This is a genomic window from Pseudomonas fuscovaginae SE-1 (assembly GCF_000364705.1).
GTDB lineage: Bacteria > Pseudomonadota > Gammaproteobacteria > Pseudomonadales > Pseudomonadaceae > Aquipseudomonas > Aquipseudomonas fuscovaginae_A.
Genome location: NZ_AQOH01000007.1, coordinates 1 through 22,966 on the forward strand (window position 1 = coordinate 1; position 22,966 = coordinate 22,966).

21 protein-coding genes and 1 pseudogene are annotated in these 22,966 nt (G+C 62.2%); 18 read left to right on the forward strand and 4 right to left on the reverse strand.

Annotated elements, in window-relative coordinates:
* From K675_RS33495 to azu, 12 genes are all read left to right on the forward strand, one after another.
* The coding region (locus K675_RS33495; RefSeq protein WP_232434386.1) for a hypothetical protein at positions 1-196 on the forward strand (196 nt) is incomplete at its 5' end.
* A 65-nt stretch (positions 197-261) separates the two neighbouring features.
* Positions 262-2,853: a ribonuclease R gene (rnr, locus tag K675_RS0100880; RefSeq protein WP_017901619.1), complete on the forward strand. Its 2,592-nt coding sequence runs from the start codon at positions 262-264 to the stop codon at positions 2,851-2,853.
* Positions 2,850-3,611: a 23S rRNA (guanosine(2251)-2'-O)-methyltransferase RlmB gene (rlmB, locus tag K675_RS0100885; RefSeq protein ID WP_017901620.1), complete on the forward strand. Its 762-nt coding sequence runs from the start codon at positions 2,850-2,852 to the stop codon at positions 3,609-3,611. Before rnr ends, rlmB begins: the two co-directional genes overlap by 4 nt.
* Positions 3,612-4,016: 405 nt before the next feature.
* Positions 4,017-4,439: a 30S ribosomal protein S6 gene (gene rpsF, locus K675_RS0100890; protein WP_017901621.1), complete on the forward strand. Its 423-nt coding sequence runs from the start codon at positions 4,017-4,019 to the stop codon at positions 4,437-4,439.
* A gap of 28 nt (positions 4,440-4,467) precedes the next feature.
* The gene (gene rpsR, locus K675_RS0100895) at positions 4,468-4,698 is read left to right on the forward strand and encodes a 30S ribosomal protein S18 (RefSeq protein WP_002551829.1); all 231 of its coding nucleotides are present in this window, start codon (positions 4,468-4,470) and stop codon (positions 4,696-4,698) included.
* Between the two features lie 36 nt (positions 4,699-4,734).
* Positions 4,735-5,631, forward strand: coding sequence for a hypothetical protein (locus K675_RS0100900; RefSeq protein ID WP_017901622.1), 897 nt, complete (start codon positions 4,735-4,737; stop codon positions 5,629-5,631).
* A gap of 21 nt (positions 5,632-5,652) precedes the next feature.
* The gene (rplI, locus tag K675_RS0100905; protein ID WP_017901623.1) at positions 5,653-6,099 is read left to right on the forward strand and encodes a 50S ribosomal protein L9; all 447 of its coding nucleotides are present in this window, start codon (positions 5,653-5,655) and stop codon (positions 6,097-6,099) included.
* A 115-nt stretch (positions 6,100-6,214) separates the two neighbouring features.
* On the forward strand, positions 6,215-7,612 hold the full coding sequence (gene dnaB / locus K675_RS0100910; protein WP_017901624.1) for a replicative DNA helicase: 1,398 nt from the start codon (positions 6,215-6,217) through the stop codon (positions 7,610-7,612).
* A 143-nt stretch (positions 7,613-7,755) separates the two neighbouring features.
* On the forward strand, positions 7,756-10,056 hold the full coding sequence (locus tag K675_RS0100915) for a YgiQ family radical SAM protein (protein ID WP_026144804.1): 2,301 nt from the start codon (positions 7,756-7,758) through the stop codon (positions 10,054-10,056).
* Between the two features lie 122 nt (positions 10,057-10,178).
* Positions 10,179-11,099: a hypothetical protein gene (locus K675_RS0100920; RefSeq protein WP_026144805.1), complete on the forward strand. Its 921-nt coding sequence runs from the start codon at positions 10,179-10,181 to the stop codon at positions 11,097-11,099.
* The gene (locus K675_RS0100925; RefSeq protein ID WP_017901627.1) at positions 11,096-11,548 is read left to right on the forward strand and encodes a hypothetical protein; all 453 of its coding nucleotides are present in this window, start codon (positions 11,096-11,098) and stop codon (positions 11,546-11,548) included. The genes K675_RS0100920 and K675_RS0100925 overlap by 4 nt, the downstream gene beginning before the upstream one ends.
* A 275-nt stretch (positions 11,549-11,823) precedes the next feature.
* Entirely contained in the window at positions 11,824-12,270 is a 447-nt protein-coding gene (gene azu, locus K675_RS0100935) for an azurin (protein ID WP_017901629.1), read from the forward strand.
* A gap of 31 nt (positions 12,271-12,301) precedes the next feature.
* Here the strand turns inward: azu and K675_RS0100940 are convergent, their stop codons facing one another.
* The 4 genes from K675_RS0100940 to K675_RS0100955 form a co-directional block, all read right to left on the reverse strand.
* Complete coding sequence (locus tag K675_RS0100940) at positions 12,302-12,997, reverse strand: hypothetical protein (RefSeq protein ID WP_017901630.1); 696 nt, start codon at positions 12,995-12,997, stop codon at positions 12,302-12,304.
* Positions 12,998-13,213: 216 nt separating this feature from the next.
* Positions 13,214-14,041 (reverse strand): ammonia-dependent NAD(+) synthetase, encoded by an 828-nt coding sequence (gene nadE / locus K675_RS0100945; protein WP_017901631.1) that lies wholly within the window; start codon positions 14,039-14,041, stop codon positions 13,214-13,216.
* 36 nt (positions 14,042-14,077) lie between these two features.
* Positions 14,078-15,277: a nicotinate phosphoribosyltransferase gene (pncB, locus tag K675_RS0100950; protein WP_017901632.1), complete on the reverse strand. Its 1,200-nt coding sequence runs from the start codon at positions 15,275-15,277 to the stop codon at positions 14,078-14,080.
* Positions 15,278-15,421: 144 nt separating this feature from the next.
* A complete protein-coding gene (locus K675_RS0100955) occupies positions 15,422-16,318 on the reverse strand; it encodes a LysR family transcriptional regulator (protein ID WP_017901633.1) in 897 nt (298 codons plus the stop codon).
* A 179-nt stretch (positions 16,319-16,497) separates the two neighbouring features.
* On the opposite strand from K675_RS0100955, the pseudogene K675_RS0100960 reads away from it, so the two are divergent.
* The 6 genes and pseudogenes from K675_RS0100960 to K675_RS0100985 form a co-directional block, all read left to right on the forward strand.
* Positions 16,498-16,989 (forward strand): annotated as a pseudogene (locus tag K675_RS0100960) (aldehyde dehydrogenase family protein); the annotation flags it as partial.
* A gap of 260 nt (positions 16,990-17,249) precedes the next feature.
* Entirely contained in the window at positions 17,250-18,383 is a 1,134-nt protein-coding gene (locus K675_RS0100965; RefSeq protein WP_017901635.1) for a branched-chain amino acid ABC transporter substrate-binding protein, read from the forward strand.
* Positions 18,384-18,549: 166 nt separating this feature from the next.
* Positions 18,550-19,464, forward strand: coding sequence for an ABC transporter permease subunit (locus K675_RS0100970; RefSeq protein WP_017901636.1), 915 nt, complete (start codon positions 18,550-18,552; stop codon positions 19,462-19,464).
* 3 nt (positions 19,465-19,467) lie between these two features.
* Entirely contained in the window at positions 19,468-20,766 is a 1,299-nt protein-coding gene (gene livM / locus K675_RS0100975; RefSeq protein ID WP_017901637.1) for a high-affinity branched-chain amino acid ABC transporter permease LivM, read from the forward strand.
* Complete coding sequence (locus K675_RS0100980; RefSeq protein ID WP_017901638.1) at positions 20,763-21,638, forward strand: ABC transporter ATP-binding protein; 876 nt, start codon at positions 20,763-20,765, stop codon at positions 21,636-21,638. The genes livM and K675_RS0100980 overlap by 4 nt, the downstream gene beginning before the upstream one ends.
* Positions 21,635-22,351 carry an ABC transporter ATP-binding protein gene (locus K675_RS0100985; RefSeq protein WP_017901639.1) on the forward strand — a complete coding sequence of 239 codons (717 nt, stop codon included), beginning with the start codon at positions 21,635-21,637 and terminating at the stop codon, positions 22,349-22,351. Before K675_RS0100980 ends, K675_RS0100985 begins: the two co-directional genes overlap by 4 nt.
* The last annotated feature ends 615 nt before the right edge of the window (positions 22,352-22,966 follow it).

Consider the following 22,966-nt stretch of genomic DNA (forward strand, 5'->3'; position numbering starts at 1 on the left):
AAGCTGGCGTGTCTACCAATTTCACCACCTGGGCAGCATCTTCAACGTCGTTGCGTCGTCGATGGCGCGCACTATACGGAGCCTCTCCGGGGCTGTAAACCCCTGCAAGCAAAAAAATGCAAAAAATCTCTCAAGCGCTCTGCAATCACGTCTGTCGCTGCTGGCAAAGGGATTTTCTGGCGCCATCCGCGCCTGAAATTTCCCGTTTCAATACGCGTATGCCAAACTATCCGGGCATATAGACAAGGTGAAATTTATCTAATGGCCGATTGGCAGTCCCTCGATCCCGAGGCCGCTCGTGAAGCGGAAAAATACGAAAACCCCATTCCCAGCCGTGAGTTGATCCTGGCGCATTTGTCCGAGCGCGGGTCGCCGGCCAGTCGCGAGCAACTGGTGGAAGAGTTCGGTCTGAGCACCGAAGACCAGGTGGAGGCCCTGCGCCGCCGCCTGCGCGCCATGGAGCGCGACGCTCAACTGATTTATACCCGTCGTGGCACCTACGCCCCGGTGGACAAGCTGGACCTGATTCTAGGCCGCATCGTCGGCCATCGTGACGGCTTCGGCTTCCTGATCCCGGACGACGGCAGCGAAGACCTGTTCATGAGCCCCGCGCAGATGCGCCTGGTGTTCGACGGCGACCGTGCCCTGGCGCGGGTTTCCGGCGTCGACCGGCGTGGCCGTCGCGAGGGCGTGATCGTCGAGGTGGTGTCCCGTGCCCACGAGACCATCGTCGGTCGTTACTTCGAGGAAGGCGGCATCGGCTTCGTGGTCGCCGACAACCCGAAGATCCAGCAGGAAGTGCTGGTCACGCCGGGGCGCAACGCCAACGCGCAGATCGGCCAGTTCGTCGAGGTGAGAATCACCCACTGGCCGACGCCGCGCTTCCAGCCCCAGGGCGATGTGGTCGAAGTGGTCGGCAACTACATGGCTCCGGGCATGGAAATCGATGTTGCCCTGCGCACCTACGATATACCCCATGTCTGGCCCGAGGCCGTGGTCAAGGAAGCGCGCAAGCTCAAGCCGGAAGTCGAGGAGAAGGACAAGGAGAAGCGCGTTGACCTGCGCGACCTGCCGTTCGTCACCATCGACGGCGAGGACGCCCGCGACTTCGACGACGCGGTCTATTGCGAGGCGATTCCGGGCAAGCTGCGGCTGTTCTCCGGTGGTTGGAAGCTGTACGTGGCGATCGCCGACGTTTCCAGCTACGTGAAGGTCGGCTCGGCGCTGGATGCCGAGGCCCAGGTGCGCGGCAACTCGGTGTACTTCCCCGAGCGCGTGGTGCCGATGCTGCCGGAAGAGCTGTCCAACGGCCTGTGCTCGCTGAACCCGCATGTCGATCGCCTGGCGATGGTCTGCGAAATGACCATCTCGAAAAAGGGCGAGATGACCGATTACGTATTCTACGAAGCGGTGATCCACTCCCATGCCCGTCTGACCTACAACAAGGTCAGCACCATCCTGGAGCAGCCGAAGACCGCCGAAGCCAAGCGCCTGCGTGCCCAGTACGGGGAAGTGGTCCCGGACCTCAAGCAGCTTTACGCCCTGTACAAGGTGCTGCTGGCGGCTCGCCATACCCGTGGCGCGATCGATTTCGAAACCCAGGAAACCCGGATCATCTTCGGTTCCGAGCGCAAGATCGCGGAGATTCGTCCGACCACCCGCAACGACGCGCACAAGCTGATCGAGGAGTGCATGCTGGCGGCCAACGTCGCCACCGCCGAGTTCCTCCAGAAACACGAAATTCCGGCTCTGTACCGCGTGCATGACGGTCCGCCGCCGGAGCGCCTGGAAAAACTGCGCGCGTTCCTGGGTGAGCTGGGCCTGTCGCTGCACAAGGGCAAGGAAGGTCCGACACCGAAGGATTACCAGGCTCTGCTGGCCAGTATCCAGAGCCGTCCGGATTTCCATCTGATCCAGACCGTGATGCTGCGCTCCCTGAGCCAGGCGGTGTACAGCGCCGAGAACGATGGTCACTTCGGCCTGAATTACGAAGCCTACACCCACTTCACCTCGCCGATCCGCCGTTACCCGGACCTGTTGACGCACCGCGCGATCCGCAGCGTGATCCATTCGAAGCAGAATACCCCGCACGTACGTCGTGCCGGAGCGATGAGCATTCCGAAGGCGCGCATCTATCCGTACGACGAAGCGGCGCTGGAGCAATTGGGTGAGCAGTGCTCGATGAGCGAGCGCCGTGCCGACGAAGCCACCCGCGACGTGGTGAACTGGCTCAAGTGCGAGTTCATGAAGGATCGCGTGGGCGAGTCGTTCCCGGGCGTGGTCACGGCGGTGACCGGTTTTGGCCTGTTCGTCGAACTGACCGATATCTACGTTGAGGGTCTGGTGCACGTCACCGCCTTGCCGGGCGACTACTACCACTTCGATCCGGTGCATCATCGCCTGTCCGGCGAGCGCACCGGTCGCAGCTTCCGCCTCGGTGATACGGTCGAGGTCAAGGTCATGCGCGTCGATCTCGACGAGCGCAAGATCGACTTCGAAATGGCCGAGAAAGCCCAATCGGCACCGGCTGGGCGCGGCAGCGCCAAGAAGCGTGGGGTTGAAACCGCTCCGGCGCCGGTGGTCGAGAAGGCTGCGGAGCCTGCCCGCGCTTCCCGCCGCAATGCCGAGAAGAAGTCCGGCGATGCCTATCGCTCCAGTGATGCCGCGGCGAAGAACGCCGAGGTGCGCAAGAGCCGCGAGATGAAAAAGGCGCTGCTGGCCGAGGCGAAAACCGGTGGCAAGCCCAAGGTCGAGAGCAAGTCCGGCCGGGGTGCGCCTTCGGAAAAGCCGAGCAAGCATCGCAAGGGGCCGTCGAAGAACGGTCCGGCACGTAAATCCAAGGGCAAGTCATGAGTCAGCTGGAAAAGATCTACGGCGTGCATGCCGTGGAGGCGCTGTTGCGTCATCACCCCAAGCGCGTCAAGCAGATCTGGCTGGCTGAAGGCCGCAGCGATCCTCGGGTTCAGCCCCTGTTGCAGTTGGCGGGCGAGAACCGCGTAGCGGTCGGCCAGGCCGAGCGCCGCGAGATGGACGCCTGGGTCGAGGGCGTGCACCAGGGGGTGGTGGCGGAAGTCAGTCCGAGCCAGGTCTGGGGTGAGGCGATGCTCGACGAGCTGCTCGACCGCACCGAAGGCGCGCCGCTGATCCTGGTGCTCGATGGTGTGACCGACCCGCACAACCTCGGCGCGTGCCTGCGCACCGCCGATGCGGCGGGCGCACTGGCGGTGGTGGTGCCCAAGGACAAGTCGGCGACCCTGACACCAGCCGTGCGCAAGGTGGCCTGCGGTGCGGCGGAGGTGATTCCGCTGGTGGCCGTGACCAACCTCGCGCGCACCCTGGAAAAGCTCCAGCAACGCGGCCTGTGGGTCGTCGGCACGGCTGGCGAGGCTGAGCAGGAGCTGTATCAGCAGGACCTGACCGGTCCGACCATCCTGGTCATGGGCGCCGAAGGCAAGGGCATGCGTCGCCTGACCCGCGAGCACTGCGACTTCCTGGTGAAGTTGCCGATGGCCGGCAGCGTCAGCAGCCTCAATGTCTCGGTGGCCACCGGTGTCTGTCTGTTCGAGGCGATGCGCCAGCGCAGTGTCAAGGCCGCGGCCAAGAAGGCCTGATCACGCGCCGGTTTTTGTGGCAGGGCGGCAAGGGTATTTGAAGTCGAGCGAGGTTTTGTGGCGAGTGGGCTTGTCGGAACGCCGCACCGCCACGCTCGGCTGCGAAGCAGTCGTAAAACCAGGCACCTCGTTTCTCTCTGATGCACCGCAATCACTGATCTTGGGGGGAGCGCTTCGCCCCCAGCGTGGGCAGGCCCGCTCGCCACAGGGGTTGTACGCATAACGGCATTGGCTGTTCAAATAATCACCAATTACCTTGCGCCTCTCGCGCCCCTTCTCTACAATTGCGCCCCTTGCCGTGATGGCTGGCGCATTTGTGCCTACTCCAAGGCAAGACACACCAGTGTCATTCACTCCTTGTCTGACCGCTTTTGAGTGGCAGGCTACAACCCGTAAGGAGCATTCATGCGTCATTACGAAATTATCTTCCTGGTCCACCCGGATCAGAGCGAGCAAGTCGGCGGCATGGTTGAGCGTTACACCAAGCTGATCGAAGAAGACGGCGGCAAAATCCACCGCCTGGAAGACTGGGGCCGTCGTCAACTGGCCTACGCAATCAACAATGTTCACAAGGCTCACTACGTGATGCTGAACGTTGAGTGCACCGGCAAGGCCCTGGCCGAGCTGGAAGACAACTTCCGCTACAACGATGCTGTGATCCGTAACCTGGTCATCCGTCGCGACGAAGCCATCACTGGCCAGTCCGAGATGCTCAAGGCTGAAGAAAACCGCAGTGAGCGCCGTGAGCGTCGCGACCGTCCTGAGCACTCCGACGCTGAAGGCGTTGAGGGTGATGACAGCGACAACAGCGATAACGCTGACGAGTAATCCACGGATCTTTTGAGGAGCCTATTACATGGCACGTTTCTTCCGTCGTCGTAAATTCTGCCGCTTCACCGCTGAAGACGTGAAAGAGATCGATTACAAAGATCTCAACACCCTGAAAGCCTACGTATCCGAAACCGGCAAAATCGTTCCAAGCCGTATCACCGGTACCAAGGCTCGTTATCAGCGTCAGCTGGCTACCGCTATCAAGCGCGCCCGCTTCCTGGCCCTGCTGGCCTACACCGACAGCCACGGCCGCTGAGACCGGGTCGTCGACAGGTAGTAAAGGATTGAGTGCATGCGTGCCTTAGCTGACTTCATCATGCGGGGACGTGTGCAGGCCACGCTGGTCGTGGCCGGAGCTGCGGCATTGCCGCTGTTGTTCTGGTTGAGTGCCGCCGCCGGGAGCCTCGTGCTCCTGCGGCGCGGTTCGGACGCCTCGAGCGTCCTGGGTATCGGACTGTTGTCGGTGTTGTTGAGCTGGCACTTCCTGGGTGACCCGACGGCCCTTCTGGTGCTGCTCGGCAGTTGCGGCCTGGCGTTGATATTGCGCGTCGGGCATACCTGGAACCGCGTGCTGCTGTGCAGCATGGCCGTGGGATTGTTGTGTGCGGTGAGCCTGGGAACTGTGTTCAGTTCCTTCATCGAATCGCTGGCGCAGACGTTCGAACACGTCATGCCGCTGGCGATGGGTGAGGTCTACGAGAAATTCTCGGCCGACCAGAAGGCGTTTCTCATCTCGCTGACCGTCCCGCTGATGATCATTTCGACAGCGATTTCGTTGCAGGTCTTCAGCGTGCTGTGCCTGATTCTTGGGCGCTACTGGCAAGCGCTGTTGTATAACCCCGGTGGTTTCGGTCGCGAGTTTCGCGCTATCCGACTGCCGAAGAACGTGACGCTGTCACTGCTGGCCGTCATGTGTATCGCCCCGTTTTTCGGGTTGCATGCACTGATCCTGTTGCCGCTGTGCAGCGTACCGCTCGCCTTCGCCGGCCTGGCCCTGATTCACGGGCTGGTGGCGCAGAAGCGACTGGCCTCTTTCTGGCTGGTGGGGATATACGTCACGCTCTTGCCGTTCATGCACCTGCTCGGTCCGTTGCTCGTGGTATTGGCCATTGTCGACAGCCTGATTGATTTTCGCGGACGCCTGGCGTCGAAGGACCCCGGTAACGGTTCCGCGAACGGTGAAGGTTAAAAGTTAAGAGGTTATTACCAAATGGAACTGATCCTGCTGGAAAAAATCGCCAACCTGGGCAACCTGGGCGACAAAGTAAAAGTGAAGGCCGGTTACGGTCGTAACTACCTGCTGCCTTTCGGCAAAGCCACCGCTGCGACCGCTGCCAACCTGGCCGCTTTCGAAGAGCGTCGTGCCGAGCTGGAAAAAGCCGCAGCCGAGAAGAAAGCTTCGGCTGAATCGCGCGCCGCCCAACTGGCTGAGCTGGAAGTGACCATCACTGCCACCGCTGGTGACGAAGGCAAGCTGTTCGGTTCGATCGGCACCCACGACATCGCTGATGCCCTGACCGCCTCCGGCGTCGAAGTGGCCAAAAGCGAAGTTCGTCTGCCGAACGGCACCATCCGCAACGTTGGCGAATTCGACGTGGCCGTGCACCTGCACGCCGAAGTCGAAGCAACCGTACGCGTTGTTGTGGTGGCTGCCTAAGCAGCACTCGATCGTCTGGCGGCTTGCCCGCCAGCCGGTTAACATCGGGCACGACTCTGTTCATTCAGGTCGTGCCCTTTGTTTTTTGGCTCCAACCATCTGATTCCAAGTGGCTATGAACGAAATCTCCGCTCCCGAGCAATACGATCTGCAAACCGCTGCCCTGAAGGTGCCGCCGCATTCCATCGAGGCCGAACAGGCCGTGCTCGGTGGCCTGATGCTGGACAACAACGCCTGGGAACGCGTGCTGGACCTGGTCTCGGACGGTGACTTCTATCGGCATGACCACCGCCTGATTTTCCGCGCGATCGCCCGTCTGGCCGACCAGAACCTGCCGATCGACGTGGTGACCCTGGCCGAGCAGTTGGACAAGGAAGGGCAGACGGCCCAGGTCGGCGGCCTCGGCTACCTCGGCGAGCTGGCGAAAAACACCCCGTCGGTGGCCAACATCAAGGCCTATGCCTCGATCGTCCGCGAGCGGGCGACCCTGCGCCAACTGATCGGCATCACCAACGACATCGCCGACAGCGCCTTCAACCCGGAAGGCCGTACCGCCGAGGAAATTCTCGACGAGGCCGAGCGGCAGATCTTCCAGATCGCCGAGGCGCGCCCCAAGACCGGCGGCCCGGTAGGCGTCAATGAATTGCTGACCAAGGCCATCGACCGCATCGACACCCTGTTCAACACCTCCGACGCGATCACCGGCCTGTCCACCGGCTACACCGACCTCGACGAGAAGACCAGCGGCCTGCAGCCGGCCGACCTGATCATTGTTGCCGGCCGTCCGTCGATGGGTAAGACCACCTTCGCCATGAACCTGGTGGAAAACGCCGTGCTGCGCAGCGACAAGGCGGTGCTGGTGTACTCCCTCGAGATGCCAGGCGAATCGCTGATCATGCGTATGCTGTCGTCCCTTGGCCGTATCGACCAGACCAAGGTGCGTTCCGGCCAGTTGGAGGACGACGACTGGCCGCGCCTGACCTCGGCGGTCAACCTGCTCAACGACCGCAAGCTGTTCATCGACGATACCGCGGGCATCAGCCCGTCGGAAATGCGTGCGCGGACCCGCCGCCTGGTGCGCGAGCATGGCGACATCGCCCTGATCATGATCGACTACCTGCAGCTGATGCAGATCCCGGGCTCCAGTGGCGACAACCGGACCAACGAGATTTCCGAGATCTCCCGTTCCCTCAAGGCACTGGCCAAGGAATTCAACTGCCCGGTGGTGGCCCTGTCCCAGCTCAACCGCTCGCTGGAGCAACGGCCGAACAAGCGCCCGGTGAACTCCGACTTGCGTGAATCCGGAGCGATCGAGCAGGACGCCGACGTGATCATGTTCGTGTACCGCGACGAGGTCTACCACCCGGAGACCGAGCACAAGGGCATTGCCGAAATCATCATCGGCAAGCAGCGGAACGGTCCGATCGGCTTCATCCGGCTGGCCTTCATCGGCAAGTACACCCGCTTCGAGAACCTCGCGCCGGGCAGCTACAACTTCGACGACGACGAGTAACCTCCAGCCGCCAGGCGTGCGGCGAGGCCGGCTCGATGCTGATAAGCCCGACGATTATCGTCGGGTTTGATCATTTTTTGTGCTATATTCCGCGCCCGCGAATTTTCATCTCGTCATCTTTCATTTCGACACCGGTCATCGCCATGCAAGCAGCCAAGCCGTTATTTGACTATCCCAAGTACTGGGCCGAATGTTTCGGGCCAGCGCCCTTCCTGCCCATGAGCCGGGAAGAGATGGATCAGCTCGGCTGGGATTCCTGCGACGTGATCATCGTCACCGGTGACGCCTATGTCGACCATCCGTCCTTCGGCATGGCGATCATCGGCCGTCTGCTGGAAGCCCAGGGCTTTCGCGTGGGGATCATCGCCCAGCCGAACTGGCAGTCGAAAGACGACTTCATGAAGCTCGGCGAGCCGAACCTGTTCTTCGGTGTCGCGGCCGGCAACATGGACTCGATGATCAACCGCTACACCGCCGACAAGAAAATCCGCTCGGACGACGCCTATACCCCGGGCGGCGTGGCCGGCAAGCGGCCGGACCGCGCCAGCCTGGTCTACAGCCAGCGCTGCAAGGAGGCCTACAGGCATGTGCCGATCGTGCTCGGCGGTATCGAGGCCTCGCTGCGCCGCATCGCTCACTACGACTACTGGCAGGATCGTGTACGCAACTCGATCCTGATCGACGCCAGCGCCGATATCCTGCTCTACGGCAACGCCGAGCGGGCGATCGTCGAGGTCGCCCAGCGTCTGTCCTATGGTCAGAAAATCGAAGACATCACCGACGTGCGCGGCACCGCGTTCATCCGTCGCGATACCCCTCAGGGCTGGTACGAAGTCGACTCCACGCGCATCGACCGGCCGGGCAAGATCGACAAGATCATCAACCCCTACGTGAACACCCAGGATACTGCTGCTTGTGCCATCGAGCAGGAAAAGGGCCCGGTTGAAGACCCGCAGGAAGCCAAGGTGGTGCAGATCCTCGCCAGCCCGAAGATGACCCGCGACAAGACCGTGATCCGCCTGCCCTCGATGGAGAAGGTGCGCAACGACCCGGTGCTCTATGCCCACGCCAACCGCGTGCTGCATCTGGAAACCAACCCGGGTAACGCCCGCGCGCTGGTGCAGAAGCATGGTGACGTGGATGTGTGGTTCAACCCACCACCCATTCCGATGACCACCGAGGAAATGGACTACGTGTTCGGCATGCCCTATCAGCGTGTGCCGCACCCGGCCTATGGCAAGGAAAAGATCCCGGCCTACGAGATGATCCGCTTCTCGGTGAACATCATGCGCGGCTGCTTTGGCGGCTGCACCTTCTGCTCGATCACCGAGCACGAAGGGCGCATCATCCAGAACCGCTCCGAAGAGTCGATCATTCGCGAGATCGAGGAGATCCGCGACAAGGTCCCGGGCTTCACCGGCGTCATTTCCGACCTCGGCGGCCCGACCGCGAACATGTACCGCATCGCCTGCAAGAGCCCGGAAATCGAATCGGCGTGCCGCAAGCCGTCGTGCGTGTTCCCCGGCATCTGCCCGAACCTGAACACCGACCACTCGTCGCTGATCCAGCTCTACCGCAGTGCCCGTGCCTTGCCGGGCGTGAAGAAAATCCTGATCGCCTCCGGCCTGCGCTATGACCTTGCGGTCGAGTCGCCCGAGTACGTCAAGGAACTGGTGACCCACCACGTTGGCGGCTACCTGAAGATCGCCCCGGAGCATACCGAGGAAGGTCCGCTCAATCAGATGATGAAGCCGGGCATCGGTACCTATGATCGCTTCAAGCGGATGTTCGAGAAATTCTCGAAGGAGGCCGGCAAGGAGCAGTACCTGATCCCGTACTTCATCGCCGCCCACCCGGGCACCACCGATGAAGACATGATGAACCTGGCGCTGTGGCTCAAGGCCAACGGTTTCCGTGCCGACCAGGTGCAGGCGTTCTACCCGTCGCCGATGGCCAGCGCCACCGCGATGTACCATTCGGGCAAGAACCCGCTGCGCAAGGTCACCTACAAAAGCGACGCGGTGACCATCGTCAAGAGCGAGGAGCAGCGCCGGCTGCACAAGGCGTTCCTGCGCTACCACGATCCGAAGGGCTGGCCGATGCTGCGCGAGGCCTTGTTGCGCATGGGCCGTGGCGACCTGATCGGCCCGGGCAAGCACCAACTGATCCCGCTGCACCAGCCGCAGACCGACAGCTACCAGAGTGCCCGGCGCAAGAACTCGACGCCGGCTGGCAGCCACAAGGTCGGCAAGGACAGCGGTCGCATCCTTACCCAGCACACCGGTCTGCCACCGCGTGGCAGCGATGGCAGCAAGCCGTGGGACAAGCGCGAGGAAGCCAAGGCCGCCGCAGCCGCCCGCAACAAGCAGGCGGCCAAGGAGCGCGCCGATGCCGCCAAGGGCAAGGGCAAGAAGCCGGCCCGCAAGCCGGTGGTGCCGCGCTGACAAGCCGTTGTGCCTGACAGGACGCCAGCCTCGTGCTGGCGTTTTGCTTTCTATCGAAGAATTGGCGGGTTTGTTAAGGTTGCCGCGAATTCTCCACCGTTCGACTCAAGGATGAATCCCGCGTGAGCTCTTCGCTACCCGGCATCGGCATGGACTCCAGTCCCTCCCGGTTTTTCGCCCGTCAACGCATCGCCAGCCAGGTCGACCTGCCACGGCTGTTCGCCGCGATCGACGCCGATCCCGGCATCGTCGGGGCCGGTGTCGTGTACATCGACGCCGAATTCAACGTGGTGACCCTGCGCGAGTTCCAGCCGATCTGCAGCATCAAGCCCAAGCGCGTGATCCTGCGCGAGGCGCAGAAGTACATCGCGCCCAAGCAGTTTGCCCAGCAGGTGCAGGACAATCCCCGGGAATCGCGGCTGGTCAGCGAGGCGATCAACACCAGCCTGTCGTGTGCCGGTGCGGTGATCGGCTGGGTCGTGGTGCTCAGTGGGTCGGTGGCTGTACCGTTTTCGGCCGGAGCCAGTTCCGTGCTGGTCGCCATCGGCTATACCGCCGCGGCCGCCAGTACCGCACAGTGTCTGGTTGGCGGCTATCGGACGGTCAACGAAGTGACCAACCCGGCGCGCAACGACTACCTCGACAGCGAAGCCTGGTACCAGTACACCTCGATTGCCCTGGATGCGGCTTCGCTGCTCGGTGTGGGAGCCTCTGCGCTGACCTCCATCAAGTTGGTGCGTCTGACCAAGGCCACTACCGGCAAGAGTGTTCGTGACGTGCTGCGTGGACTCAATCGGCAGGAGCGGGCCAAGCTGACCAGGGAACTGCTGAGCATCAACGACCCACGGCTGACTCCTAAGATGCTCAAGCTCAAGCAACTGGCCGGTGACTTGCCCAAGCGCTTCACGCCGACCGAGATTCGCCACGCCACCATCACCCAGATCAAGGACTCCCTGGGCGCGGCGATCGGGCTCACCGGCAGTGCCCTGTCCGGTAACGTGAAGACCATTGCCGTCGGGCTTTACGAGGAGATCGACGAATGATGGAGACGTTGAGCCTGCGGCGTTTTCTGGCGCGGTATTTCCCGACCTTCATCGGGGCGGTCTTCGCGGCGCTGGTGTCTATCGCCTGTGGCCTGCCGTTGGCGGGGGATCACTACTTCCCGGCGGCTTCACTGGAAGAACAGACGACCGGTACGTTCGCGGCGCTGGTGCTGCTGGGATTCGTGGTTGCCCACTGCAACTTCATGATCGTACGTGGCCATCCACGGTGGGTTCGCGGCCTGGTGCTGGTGTTCGCGCTGTGTTTCCTGGGCGTGCTGCCGACCATCACCTCGCATCCACATCGGATCGTCTACGCGCTGGCTCTCTTCGCCCCATTGCTGGGCCTGCTGTTGCTCAACAGTCGGCGCCACCGCGAAATGCGCGAGCGCCTGGTGGAGATCCGCAAACAGCGGGAAAGCCTTCGCCGTACGCTGGTGAAGCGGCGCTAGCGCCGGGTGGCTTCGCAGGTACCACTGGCACCGCAGGCATAGGCGGCGAGCAAACTGTACAACAGGCTGTCGATGGACATGGCGCAGACTCCGATGGATGACGATGGACTAATGTTAAGTCGCGCGGATTCGTCTGGCTGGTTGATTGTATCCATCGGGGCGATAGCTTACGATTGTATACAATTTATTGATTCAGATCATGGGGAACGCCACCTGGCTCAGGTAGTCTTCCTGCATTGATCCGCCGATTTCATACCCTGCCTTGGAGATTCACGATGTTTGCCAAAGTTGTCGCGGTATCCCTGCTGGCCCTCGCCAGCGGCCAGGTGTTAGCTGCCGAATGTAAAACCACCATCGATTCGACCGACCAGATGTCCTTCAACACCAAGGCCATCGAAATCGACAAGAGCTGCAAGACCTTCACCGTGGAACTGACCCACGGCGGCAGCCTGCCGAAGAACGTCATGGGTCACAACTGGGTGTTGAGCAAGGAAGCCGACATGCAGCCGATCGCCTCGGACGGCATTTCCGCCGGTATCGACAAAAACTACCTGAAAGACGGTGATGCCCGCATCATCGCCCACACCAAGATCATCGGTGCTGGCGAGAAGGACTCGGTGACCTTCGACGTGTCGAAGCTCAACCCTGCCGAGAAGTACGGCTTCTTCTGCTCGTTCCCGGGCCATATCTCGATGATGAAGGGCACCGTCACCCTCAAGTGATGGCCTTCGCCTGGTCCCGCCCCGTGCGGGATCAGGACTGTTCGTTCTTCCTCAACTCCAGCCGAATTCTCTTTCCCTCCAGCTCCTGTCGGCTGAAGACTCCGCCCAGTTGCTTGCGCTTGTAGTCGTTGCCCAGCGCCTGCCATTGTTCGTCGACGCTATAGCAATTCAGGCTTTGTTGCGGTTCCAGACCCGCCGGGGTGCTGTGTGGCTGCCAGTCGCACAGGCCGCGATAGTGTTTTTCCCCCGATGACGGAAACCCCGACACCCCTGGACGCAGATCATCGCGCAGGGTAATCGCGCCGCTGCTGGTAATGCTGCGCTGATGGTTGTCCTGGCCATAGAAGGCTTCGGTCTCGAAGCTGACCTCGCTCAGGTAGAGCTTGCAGTCGGGCAGTTCGTAGCCGGTGGGCACCGTGAAGTCGAAGGTGCGCGGAGTATCCAGTGGAAGCGTGTCGAAATGCAGGGTCGGGTGCTGGTAGGGACAGCCGTTCTGCTGGCTGCCAGGGGTGTAGCGGGCGCTGGCGCGCAGGGCGGTCTGGACCGGCATGCTGCCACTGAGGATGAAGTGTTCCTTGCTCGGGCGGCCGCTGGCTGGGCGGGCGGATGGCTGCGTCGCGATGATGAGCCAGCACAGGGTGCCGATCAGCCCGAACAGCGGGATGATCCATGGGCGCTGGAAGAGGGGAGTGGTTCGGATATGGGGAGGCTTTTGCTTGAACAACATAGGCAGCAGTCCTGGCCAACTTGGGATGGCGAAGACTGCTCCGCAGTGGTGAGTGCCTCAACAGTTGCGGGGAAAAACAGAAAAGTCCTACGACAAACCGGCCGGTATCGGGTCTTTGCGGCCGTCATTCTGACAATGCCCGGGCTTTGCCGCTGTCGAGGTCCAGGCGTTCGTTCGCCGTGGCGAGCCGGCAACACCGCTCGCCACGGTGTGTCCTTACGGCGCGAACGGCATCTCGCGCTTGTGGTGGGTCTTTTCGTAGGTGCGGCAGATGATGTCGAAGGCTTCCTGGCGCACCGGCTGGCCGTGCAGGAAGGCATCGATCTCGGCGTAGGTCACGCCATGGGAGGCCTCGTCCGGCTTGCCGGGCGCCAGGTCTTCCAGGTCGGCGGTGGGGATCTTTTCCACCAGTGATTCGGGCGCGCCGAAGCTGCGGGCAATGGCCCGAACCTGATTCTTCACCAGCCCGCTCAGCGGCGCCAGGTCGCAGGCACCGTCACCGAACTTGGTGAAGAAGCCCATCACTGCCTCGGCCGCATGGTCGGTACCGATCACCAGGCCGTTGGCGGCACCGGCGATGGTGTACTGGGCGACCATGCGCATCCGCGCCTTGGTGTTGCCGAGCACGAAGTCCCGCGAGACGGCGGCCTTGCCTTCGAACGCCGCGACTTCCGCGGCCAGCGCCTTGACCGCCGGGCCGATGTTCACGGTATGGCGTTCGTCGGGGTTGATGAAGTCCACCGAAGCCGTGGCGTCGTGTTCGTCGAACTGGACTTCGTAGGGCAGGCGCACCGCGATGAAGCGATACTGCCCGTCACCGGTGCGTTCACGCAGTTCGCGCACGGCGCGCTGCGCCAGCAGGCCGGCGGTCAGCGAGTCGACACCGCCGCTGATGCCCAGCACCAGGCTCTTGAGGCCCGAGTTCTGCAAGCAGTTCTGGATGAAGGTGATGCGCCGGGCGACCTCGGCCTCGAGGGCGGCCTGGTCGGCGAACGGCGGCTGGACCTTGAGCTGTTCGGCAATCTGGCGCTGTACGGCTTGCATGATTCACTCCTTGCGTAGGATTCGATCGGAAACGGATTAATCGGCCACCTGAAACACATGGCGCAGGTAGGAGACGAAATTCGGGTCCTTGCACTGGGCCTTGCCCGGCTCATCGGAGATTTTCGCCACGGGCTGGCCGTTGCAGGCGGTCATTTTAAGCACGATGCTCATCGGCTCCACCCCGGGAATGTCGCAGGTGAGGTTGGTGCCGATGCCGAAGCTGACATTGATCCGACCGCGCAGCGCGCGGAATATCTCCAGGGCTCTGGGCAGGGTGAGGCTGTCGGAGAACACCAGCGTCTTGCTCATCGGGTCGATGCCCAGCTCGTGGTACCGGGCTATGCATTTTTCGCCCCACTGCACCGGGTCGCCCGAGTCATGGCGCAGTCCATCGAACAGCTTGGCGAAGTACAGGTCGAAATCCTTCAGGAAGGCGTCGGTGGTGATGCAGTCGGTCAAGGCGATTCCCAGCAGGCCGCGATACTCGCGGACCCAGCAGTCGAGCGCGGCGATCTGGCTGTCGATCAGGCGCGGCCCGAGTTGCTGGTGGGCCATGATCCATTCGTGGGCCATGGTACCCAGGGGCTTCATGTCGAACTCACGGGCCAGGTGCACGTTGCTGGTGCCGACGAAGCGTCCCGGGAAGTCGTGCTTGAGCACGCTCACCACCTCTTCCTGGACCCGGTAGGAGAAGCGTCGGCGGGTGCCGAAGTCGGCGACCTGCAGGTGCGCCAGCTCGTCGGCGCTGGCGTTGGCGGTCAGCCAGTCGAACTTGCGGTACAACTGCTCGCGGGCCTGGTTCAGTTCGGTTTCCTGGTAGCGATAGCGGTTGCGCACCTCGCTGACGATCGCCAGCAGCGGTACCTCGAACAGGATCACATGCAGCCACGGGCCGCGCAGACGGATGAACAGCTCGCCGTTCTCGATGCCGGTGTGCACGTAGCGCAGGTTGAAGCGGAACAGGCCGAGGAAGCGCAGGAAGTCCGGCTTGAGGAAGCTGATGCGCTCCAGGAAACCCAGTTGGTCCATGCTCAGGTTCAGTTCGGCGAGGCGCTCGATCTGGTAGCGGATTTCCGCGAGGTAGGGGCGCAAGTCTTCGCTGTTGCGACAACGGAAGTCCCATTCGACTTCGACGTTGGGGTAGTTGTGCAGCACCGCCTGCATCATGGTCAGTTTGTAGAAGTCGGTGTCGAGCAGGTTCTGCACGATGCGATCGCCGAAGGCCTTATCGCTCATAACGGGTGTCTCCATGCCGGTCGACGGTGAGTCGGCGTTGCGGCGGCTTTTGGGTGAGTGGCACTAGTGGCGCATATCAGGGGGCGGTTTTACCAGCGATTTTTATTGGCAATGCGGGCGCCTTCGCGCTCCGGAGCCGACAGATCACGACACCTCGATCTGCTCCTGCATCCAGCGCACGAAACTCTTCACTTTCGGCACTTCCGCCGAATGCTCCGGGTACGCCAGGTAGTAGGCGTCGTGGCTGGGCATTGCATGTTGCCAGGGGATCACCAGCTTGCCATCGGCCAATTCCTCCTCCACCAGGAAGCGCGGCAGCAGGGCCACGCCACAGCCGACCTGCGCCGCGCGGATGCACATGTAGAAGGTCTCGAAGCGCGGCCCGTGATAGCTGTGTTCGGTGTGATAGCCCTGGCTGTCGAACCAGTCATGCCAGGCCTGGGGGCGCGAGGCGTTCTGCAGCAGGATCAGTTCGCTCAGTTGCGTCGGGTCTTGCAGTGGGCGTTCGGGGAGGCTTGTGGGCGCGCAGACCGGCACCAGCTCTTCGCCGAACAGCTTCAGGCACTCAGTGCCCGGTCGTGAGCCCTGGCCGAAATAGAACGCCAGGTCGCTGTGCCCCTGCAGCAGGTCCTCGGCCTCCTGTTCGCTGCGCAGGTCCAGGTGGATATGCGGATGTCGCAGACGCCAGCCCTTGAGGCGCGGCACCAGCCAGCGCGCGCCGAATGTCGGCGGCGTGGAGACGCGCAGAACCTCGGTTTCGCCACCGTAGGAACGCAGATAATGGGTCGACATCTCCATCTGCGTCAGGATCTTTCGGACTTCCACCAGGTACAGATCGCCCGCCGGCGTCAGTTGCAGGCGGCGGCGTACCCGGCGGAACAGCAGGTGCTGGAGCAGTTCTTCAAGCTGCGCGACCTGCTTGCTGACCGCGCTCTGGGTCAGGTTCAGTTCCTCTGCCGCGCGGGTGAAGCTGAGGTGGCGGGTGACGGCCTCGAAACATTGCAGGGCGGTGATCGAGGGCAGGTGTCTCTTATTCAGCATGGACGGGCCTTTTCTTGTGTTTCTTGCGCAGCATGAATAAACGGAATGATATCTCGCCTAAACGTCGTTTGTTGCCCCGTCTTGATACCGCTACAACTAGAGTCCGAAGTTTGCCGAATTCCGTTTGCAGGAGTGATCCCATGGTTGCCGCATTGCTCGATCGTCTTGGTGTTGATCCGGCGCTGGTCGACAACCCGCGCGTGGCCCTGGTCGGCGCCACCGGCAGCACCCGGATGGGTCGCGAAGCGGCGCCCAAGGTCGCCGCCCGTTTCGCCCGCGGCATCCTCGAGCTGGGCGGCAACAACGCCCTGATCCTCGGCCCCAGCGCCATCCTGTTCAGTGCCGTCGGCACCGCCGGCCAGCGTTGCACCACCTTGCGTCGGCTGATCGCCCATGAGTCGGTCAAGCAAGAGATCGTCAGCCGGCTCAAGGCGGCCTACGCCAAGGTGCGCATCGGCCATCCGCTGGAAGGCAACCTGGTCGGTCCGCTGATCGACAGGCACAGCTTCGACGCCATGCGGGACGCCCTTGAACAACCACGCGGGCCAATGCCTGCGGATTGTCATCTGATACAACAAAAGCGCCAATCCGGACGGCGCTTTTACCCGATGTGGCTAGCCTATATGGTGCGCGATGTAGCAGTCGCGCACTATGAGTGTGCACTTAGGTGACGCACGTTGTTACAGGGCGGTTGCACACGTATGGAAGCTTTGGTTGCAGTAGTGGCATCTGATGGTTGCACCTTTTCTTGAAAAGGGTTTTACCTTCAGCGGTTTAGACGGTTGCACGCCCAGTTGAAAAGGGCCCGAAACAGTCCATAAAACAACAAGACAGTGACTTTTTTCAGAACAAAAAACCGATGGCACGGCCCTTGCTCTCAGCATTCGGTGAAGTCGCAGTGCCAAACTAAAAAAACTTGGAGCACCACCTCATGTCCCAGAAGTTTTACAAAAAAGGCTGTGTCGCCCTCGCAGTGGCTGCTGCGCTGGGTGTTTCTGCGTTTGCCCAGGCTGATCTGAAAATCGGTGTGGCCGGTCCGATGACCGGTGCCAATGCGGCGTTTGGCGAGCAGTACATGAAGGGGGCTCAGGCGGCGGCGGACGTGATCAACGCGGAGGGCGGGGTCAACGGGGAGAAGATTGTCCTGATCAAGGGCGACGACGCCTGCGAGCCGAAACAGGCAGTGACGGTCGCCAAGGACCTGACCAACAAGAAGGTCGCCGGTGTCGTCGGGCACTTCTGCTCGTCCTCGACCATCCCGGCCTCGGAGGTCTATGACGAAGCCGGTATCATCGCGATCACGCCCGGCTCGACCAACCCGCAGGTGACCGAGCGCGGCCTGTCGGCGATGTTCCGCATGTGCGGCCGTGACGACCAGCAGGGCATCGTCGCCGGCGACTACATCGTCGACGTGCTCAAGGGCAAGAAGGTCGCCGTGATCCACGACAAGGACACCTACGGCCAGGGTCTGGCCGATGCGACCAAGGCACAGTTGATCAAGCGCGGCGTGACCCCGGTGATCTACGAAGGCCTGACCCGTGGCGAGAAGGACTTCAGCGCCCTGGTGACCAAGATCCGTGCCGCTGGCGCCGACGTCGTCTACTTCGGTGGCCTGCATCCGGAAGCCGGTCCGCTGGTCAAGCAGCTGCGTACCGAAGGCCTCAAGGACGTCAAGTTCATGTCCGACGACGGTGTGGTCACCGACGAACTGGTGACCACCGCCGGCGGTCCGCAATACGTCGACGGCGTCTACATGACCTTCGGCGCCGACCCACGCCTGCTGCCGGACAGCAAGGCAGTCGTCGAACAGTTCCGCAAGAACGGTACCGAGCCCGAAGGCTACACCCTGTACGCCTACGCTTCGATCCAGGCCCTGGCCGCCGGTTTCAACGGCGCCAAGTCGAACAAGGGCGAAGACGCCGCCAAGTGGCTCAAGTCGCACCCGGTCAAAACCGTCATGGGGGAAAAGGCCTGGGACACCAAGGGTGACCTGAAGGTCTCCGACTACGTGGTCTACCAGTGGGACGCGAGCGGCAAATACCACCAACTGGAAAAACAGAAGTGACATGAGCCGAGTGGCCGTCCCGTGGGGCGGCCACTTGCCACGCGTGTCCGTGCAGTTACCTGTCTTTTCTCGTAGAACTGCACATGGCTGTGCCGCGACGGCGGTTGAACCCCGGTCCGTCGCGGTGCGCTTCTGTGCAGTCTCTCAACGTGCGTGAGATTGCGTTATGGATGGTATTTTCCTGCAGCAACTGGTCAACGGCCTGACCCTCGGGTCGGTCTATGGCCTGATCGCCATCGGCTACACAATGGTCTATGGCATCATCGGCATGATCAACTTCGCCCATGGCGAGGTTTACATGATTTCCGCCTACCTCTCGGCAATCAGTCTGGCCCTGCTGGCCTATTTCGGCATCGAATCCTTCCCGCTGCTGATGCTCGGCACGCTGTTGTTCACCATCGTCGTCACCGGCGTGTATGGCTGGACCATCGAGCGTATCGCCTACAAACCCCTGCGCAACTCCACCCGGCTGGCGCCGCTGATCAGCGCCATCGGTATCTCGCTGATCCTGCAGAACTACGCGCAGATCAGCCAGGGTGCCAAGCAACAGGGCGTTCCGACGCTGCTCACCGGTGCCTGGCGCATCGACGTCGGCAGCGGCTTCGTCCAACTCACCTACACCAAGGTATTCATCCTGGTGGCCGCGTTCCTCGGCATGGGCGTGCTGACCTACATCATCAAGTACACCAAGCTGGGGCGCATGTGCCGGGCCACCCAGCAGGACCGCAAGATGGCTTCGATCCTCGGGATCAACACCGACCGGATCATTTCCTATGTGTTCGTCATCGGTGCGGCCATGGCGGCCCTGGCCGGTGTGCTGATCACCATGAACTACGGCACCTTCGACTTCTACGCCGGCTTCGTCATCGGCATCAAGGCGTTCACCGCCGCGGTACTCGGCGGCATCGGCTCACTGCCGGGGGCGATGCTGGGCGGGATCATCCTCGGGATCTCCGAGTCGCTGTTCTCCGGGTTGGTCAACTCGGACTACAAGGACGTGTTCAGCTTCTCGCTGCTGGTCCTGGTTCTGGTCTTTCGGCCGCAAGGCCTGCTCGGCCGTCCTCTTGTGTCGAAGGTGTAAGCCATGTCCACTGCCACAGAAAAATCGCTCGATATCAAAAAAAGCCTGGTGGATGCCATTCTTGCCGGCCTGCTTGCCCTGATCGTCTTCGGCCCGATCGTCGGTGTCGTCCTGGAGGGCTACAGCTTCAACCTGGAGCCGACCCGCGTCGCCTGGCTGGTGGCGATCGTCATGCTCGGCCGCCTGGCCCTGAGCCTGTACCTGCAGACCGCCAAGGGCAAGCGGCTGCTCGACAGTTTCGAGGGCGGCGGTTCGGGGGTGCACGTACTGGCGCCGGACTACAAGTCGCGCCTGCGCTGGATCATCCCGCTCATGATCGCCATCGCGGTGATCTTCCCGGTGTTCTCCAACTCCTACCTGCTGGGCGTGGTGATCCTCGGCCTGATCTACGTGCTGCTCGGGCTCGGCCTGAACATCGTGGTCGGCCTCGCGGGGTTGCTCGACCTCGGCTACGTGGCCTTCTACGCCATCGGTGCCTACGGCCTGGCCCTGGGCTACCAGTACCTCGGCCTGGGCTTCTGGAGCGTGCTGCCCCTGGCGGCCATCTGCGCGGCCCTGGCCGGCTGCGTGCTGGGCTTCCCGGTGTTGCGCCTGCATGGTGACTACCTGGCGATCGTGACCCTGGGCTTTGGCGAGATCATCCGCCTGGTGCTCAACAACTGGTTGTCGCTGACCGGCGGCCCGAATGGCATGCCGGCGCCGCTGCCGACCTTCTTCGGCCTGGAGTTCGGCAAGCGGGCGAAGGACGGCGGGGTGCCGTTCCATGAGTTCTTCGGCCTCGCCTACAACCCGGACGTGAAGTTCTACTTCATCTACGCCGTGCTGTTCCTGGTGGTGCTGGCCGTGCTCTACATCAAGCACCGGCTGACCCGGATGCCGGTCGGCCGGGCCTGGGAGGCGCTGCGTGAAGACGAGATCGCCTGCCGCGCCATGGGCCTGAACCATGTGCTGGTCAAGCTTTCGGCATTCACCCTCGGTGCGTCGACGGCGGGCCTGGCCGGGGTGTTCTTCGCCACCTACCAGGGTTTCGTCAACCCGACTTCGTTCACCTTCTTCGAGTCGGCGCTGATCCTCGCCATCGTCGTGCTCGGCGGCATGGGCTCGACCATCGGCGTGGTCATCGCCGCCTTCGTGCTGACCGTTGCGCCCGAGTTGCTGCGCAGCTTCGCCGAATACCGGGTGCTGCTGTTCGGCGTATTGATGGTGTTGATGATGATCTGGCGCCCGCGCGGCCTGATCCGTATCAGTCGTACCGGGGTTGCCCCGCGTAAGGGTGCCTTGCACGAGGGAGCCGCGCAATGAACGATGAAATCATTCTTTCGGTCGAGAAACTGATGATGCACTTCGGCGGCATCAAGGCTCTCAGCGACGTCAGCCTGCAGGTCAAGCGCAACTCGATCTTCGCCCTGATCGGCCCCAACGGGGCCGGCAAGACCACCGTGTTCAACTGCCTCACCGGTTTCTACAAGGCGACCGGCGGCACCATCGAACTCAATACCCGCGGCCGGGTGACCAACGTCATCCAGCTGTTGGGCGAATCCTTCCGGGTCAGCGACTTCATTTCGCCGAAGCATTTCGCCAGCCGGCTGTATTACAAGATGTTCGGCGGTACCCACCTGGTCAACCGGGCGGGGCTGGCGCGGACCTTCCAGAACATTCGCCTGTTCAAGGAAATGTCGGTGCTGGAGAACCTGCTGGTGGCCCAGCACATGTGGGTCAACCGCAACCTGCTGGCCGGTATCTTCAACACCCGGGGCTACCGCAAGGCCGAGAGCGACGCGCTGGACACGGCGTTCTACTGGCTGGAGGTGGTCGACCTGGTGGACTGCGCAAACCGTCTGGCCGGCGAGCTGTCCTATGGCCAGCAGCGTCGCCTGGAGATCGCCCGGGCCATGTGCACGCGGCCGCAGATCATCTGCCTCGACGAACCGGCGGCGGGCCTCAACCCTCAGGAAACCGAAGCGCTGAGCGCGATGATCCGGCTGCTGCGCGACGAGCACGATCTGACCGTGGTGCTGATCGAACACGACATGGGCATGGTGATGAGCATTTCCGACCACATCGTGGTGCTGGACCACGGCAACGTGATTGCCCAGGGTGGGCCCGAAGCGATTCGCAACGATCCGAAAGTGATCGCCGCCTACCTGGGTGCGGATGAAGAGGAACTGGTATGAGTCAGGCTATCCTCGAACTGAAGAACCTGGATGTCTACTACGGGCCGATCCAGGCCCTGAAGAAGGTCTCGCTGCACATCGACGAAGGCGAAACCGTCAGCCTGATCGGCTCCAACGGGGCCGGCAAGTCGACGCTGCTGATGTCGATCTTCGGCCAGCCGCGTGCGGCGGCGGGACAGATCCTCTACCGCGGCGTCGACATCACCCACAAGTCTTCGCACTACATCGCCTCCAACGGTATCGCCCAATCGCCGGAAGGACGCCGGGTGTTCCCCGACATGACCGTGGAAGAGAACCTGCTGATGGGCACCATCCCGATTGGCGACCAGTTCGCCAGCGAGGACATGCAGCGCATGTTCGAGCTGTTTCCCCGGCTCAAGGAGCGGCGCAACCAGCGGGCCATGACCATGTCCGGCGGCGAACAGCAGATGCTCGCCATCGCCCGGGCGCTGATGAGCCGGCCCAGGCTGCTGTTGCTCGATGAGCCGAGCCTGGGCCTGGCGCCGATCGTGGTGAAGCAGATCTTTGCTACCTTGCGCGAGCTGGCGGCCTCGGGGATGACCATTTTCCTGGTCGAGCAGAACGCCAACCATGCGCTCAGGCTGTCGGACCGGGCCTACGTGATGGTCAACGGCCAGATCCGCCTGAGCGGCACCGGCAAGGAGCTGCTGGCCAACGAGGAGGTGCGCAACGCCTATCTGGGCGGGCACTGATCCGACCCGGTCGACCCACCGTAACGCCCCGCGACCTTGATGGGTCCGGGGCGTTTTTCATATCCACGGCGCCGGGGGACGAATTGTGGAAAACACCGTGCAAAACTTCGTGGGGTGCGACATGAAACCGCTGCAAACAGTTGTTTTGTCACCGTTTTGACTTGTCCCCGTTTGCTGTGGAATCGGCTGTGGGTAACGTGGGAGTAGCTGGCTGTAAGCCTTGTAGAACGTGGCTTTCAAGGCTTTGTGCGTTTTTTGATCAGTCGATTTTCAGCAGGCTCGCGGCGCATTTGTCAACAGGTTTGTGGATGCGCCGGATGCCTTTGAATCAATAGGGACAGCCTGTGGATAACTCTGTGGGCAAACTCTGGAAAGACCGCTATGAGCGGCGTGGCTGCTGGCTTGGAGCCATCCCGCGAAAGTCCACCGCTTGGCCCTGGCATCCGGTTGCGGCACATGGGCTTGTTCGAGGTCAAGCAAAAAACTTTCAGAACAGCGCTGCAGGCCTTGTGGATAGCGGGCTGGCGCTTTTCGACTTGCCCCCAGGGATTGTGGAAGGGGCTGTGGATAAGGTGCGTACAGCAGGCGCCAGGCCACGTCTGGCCTGGGCTGCAG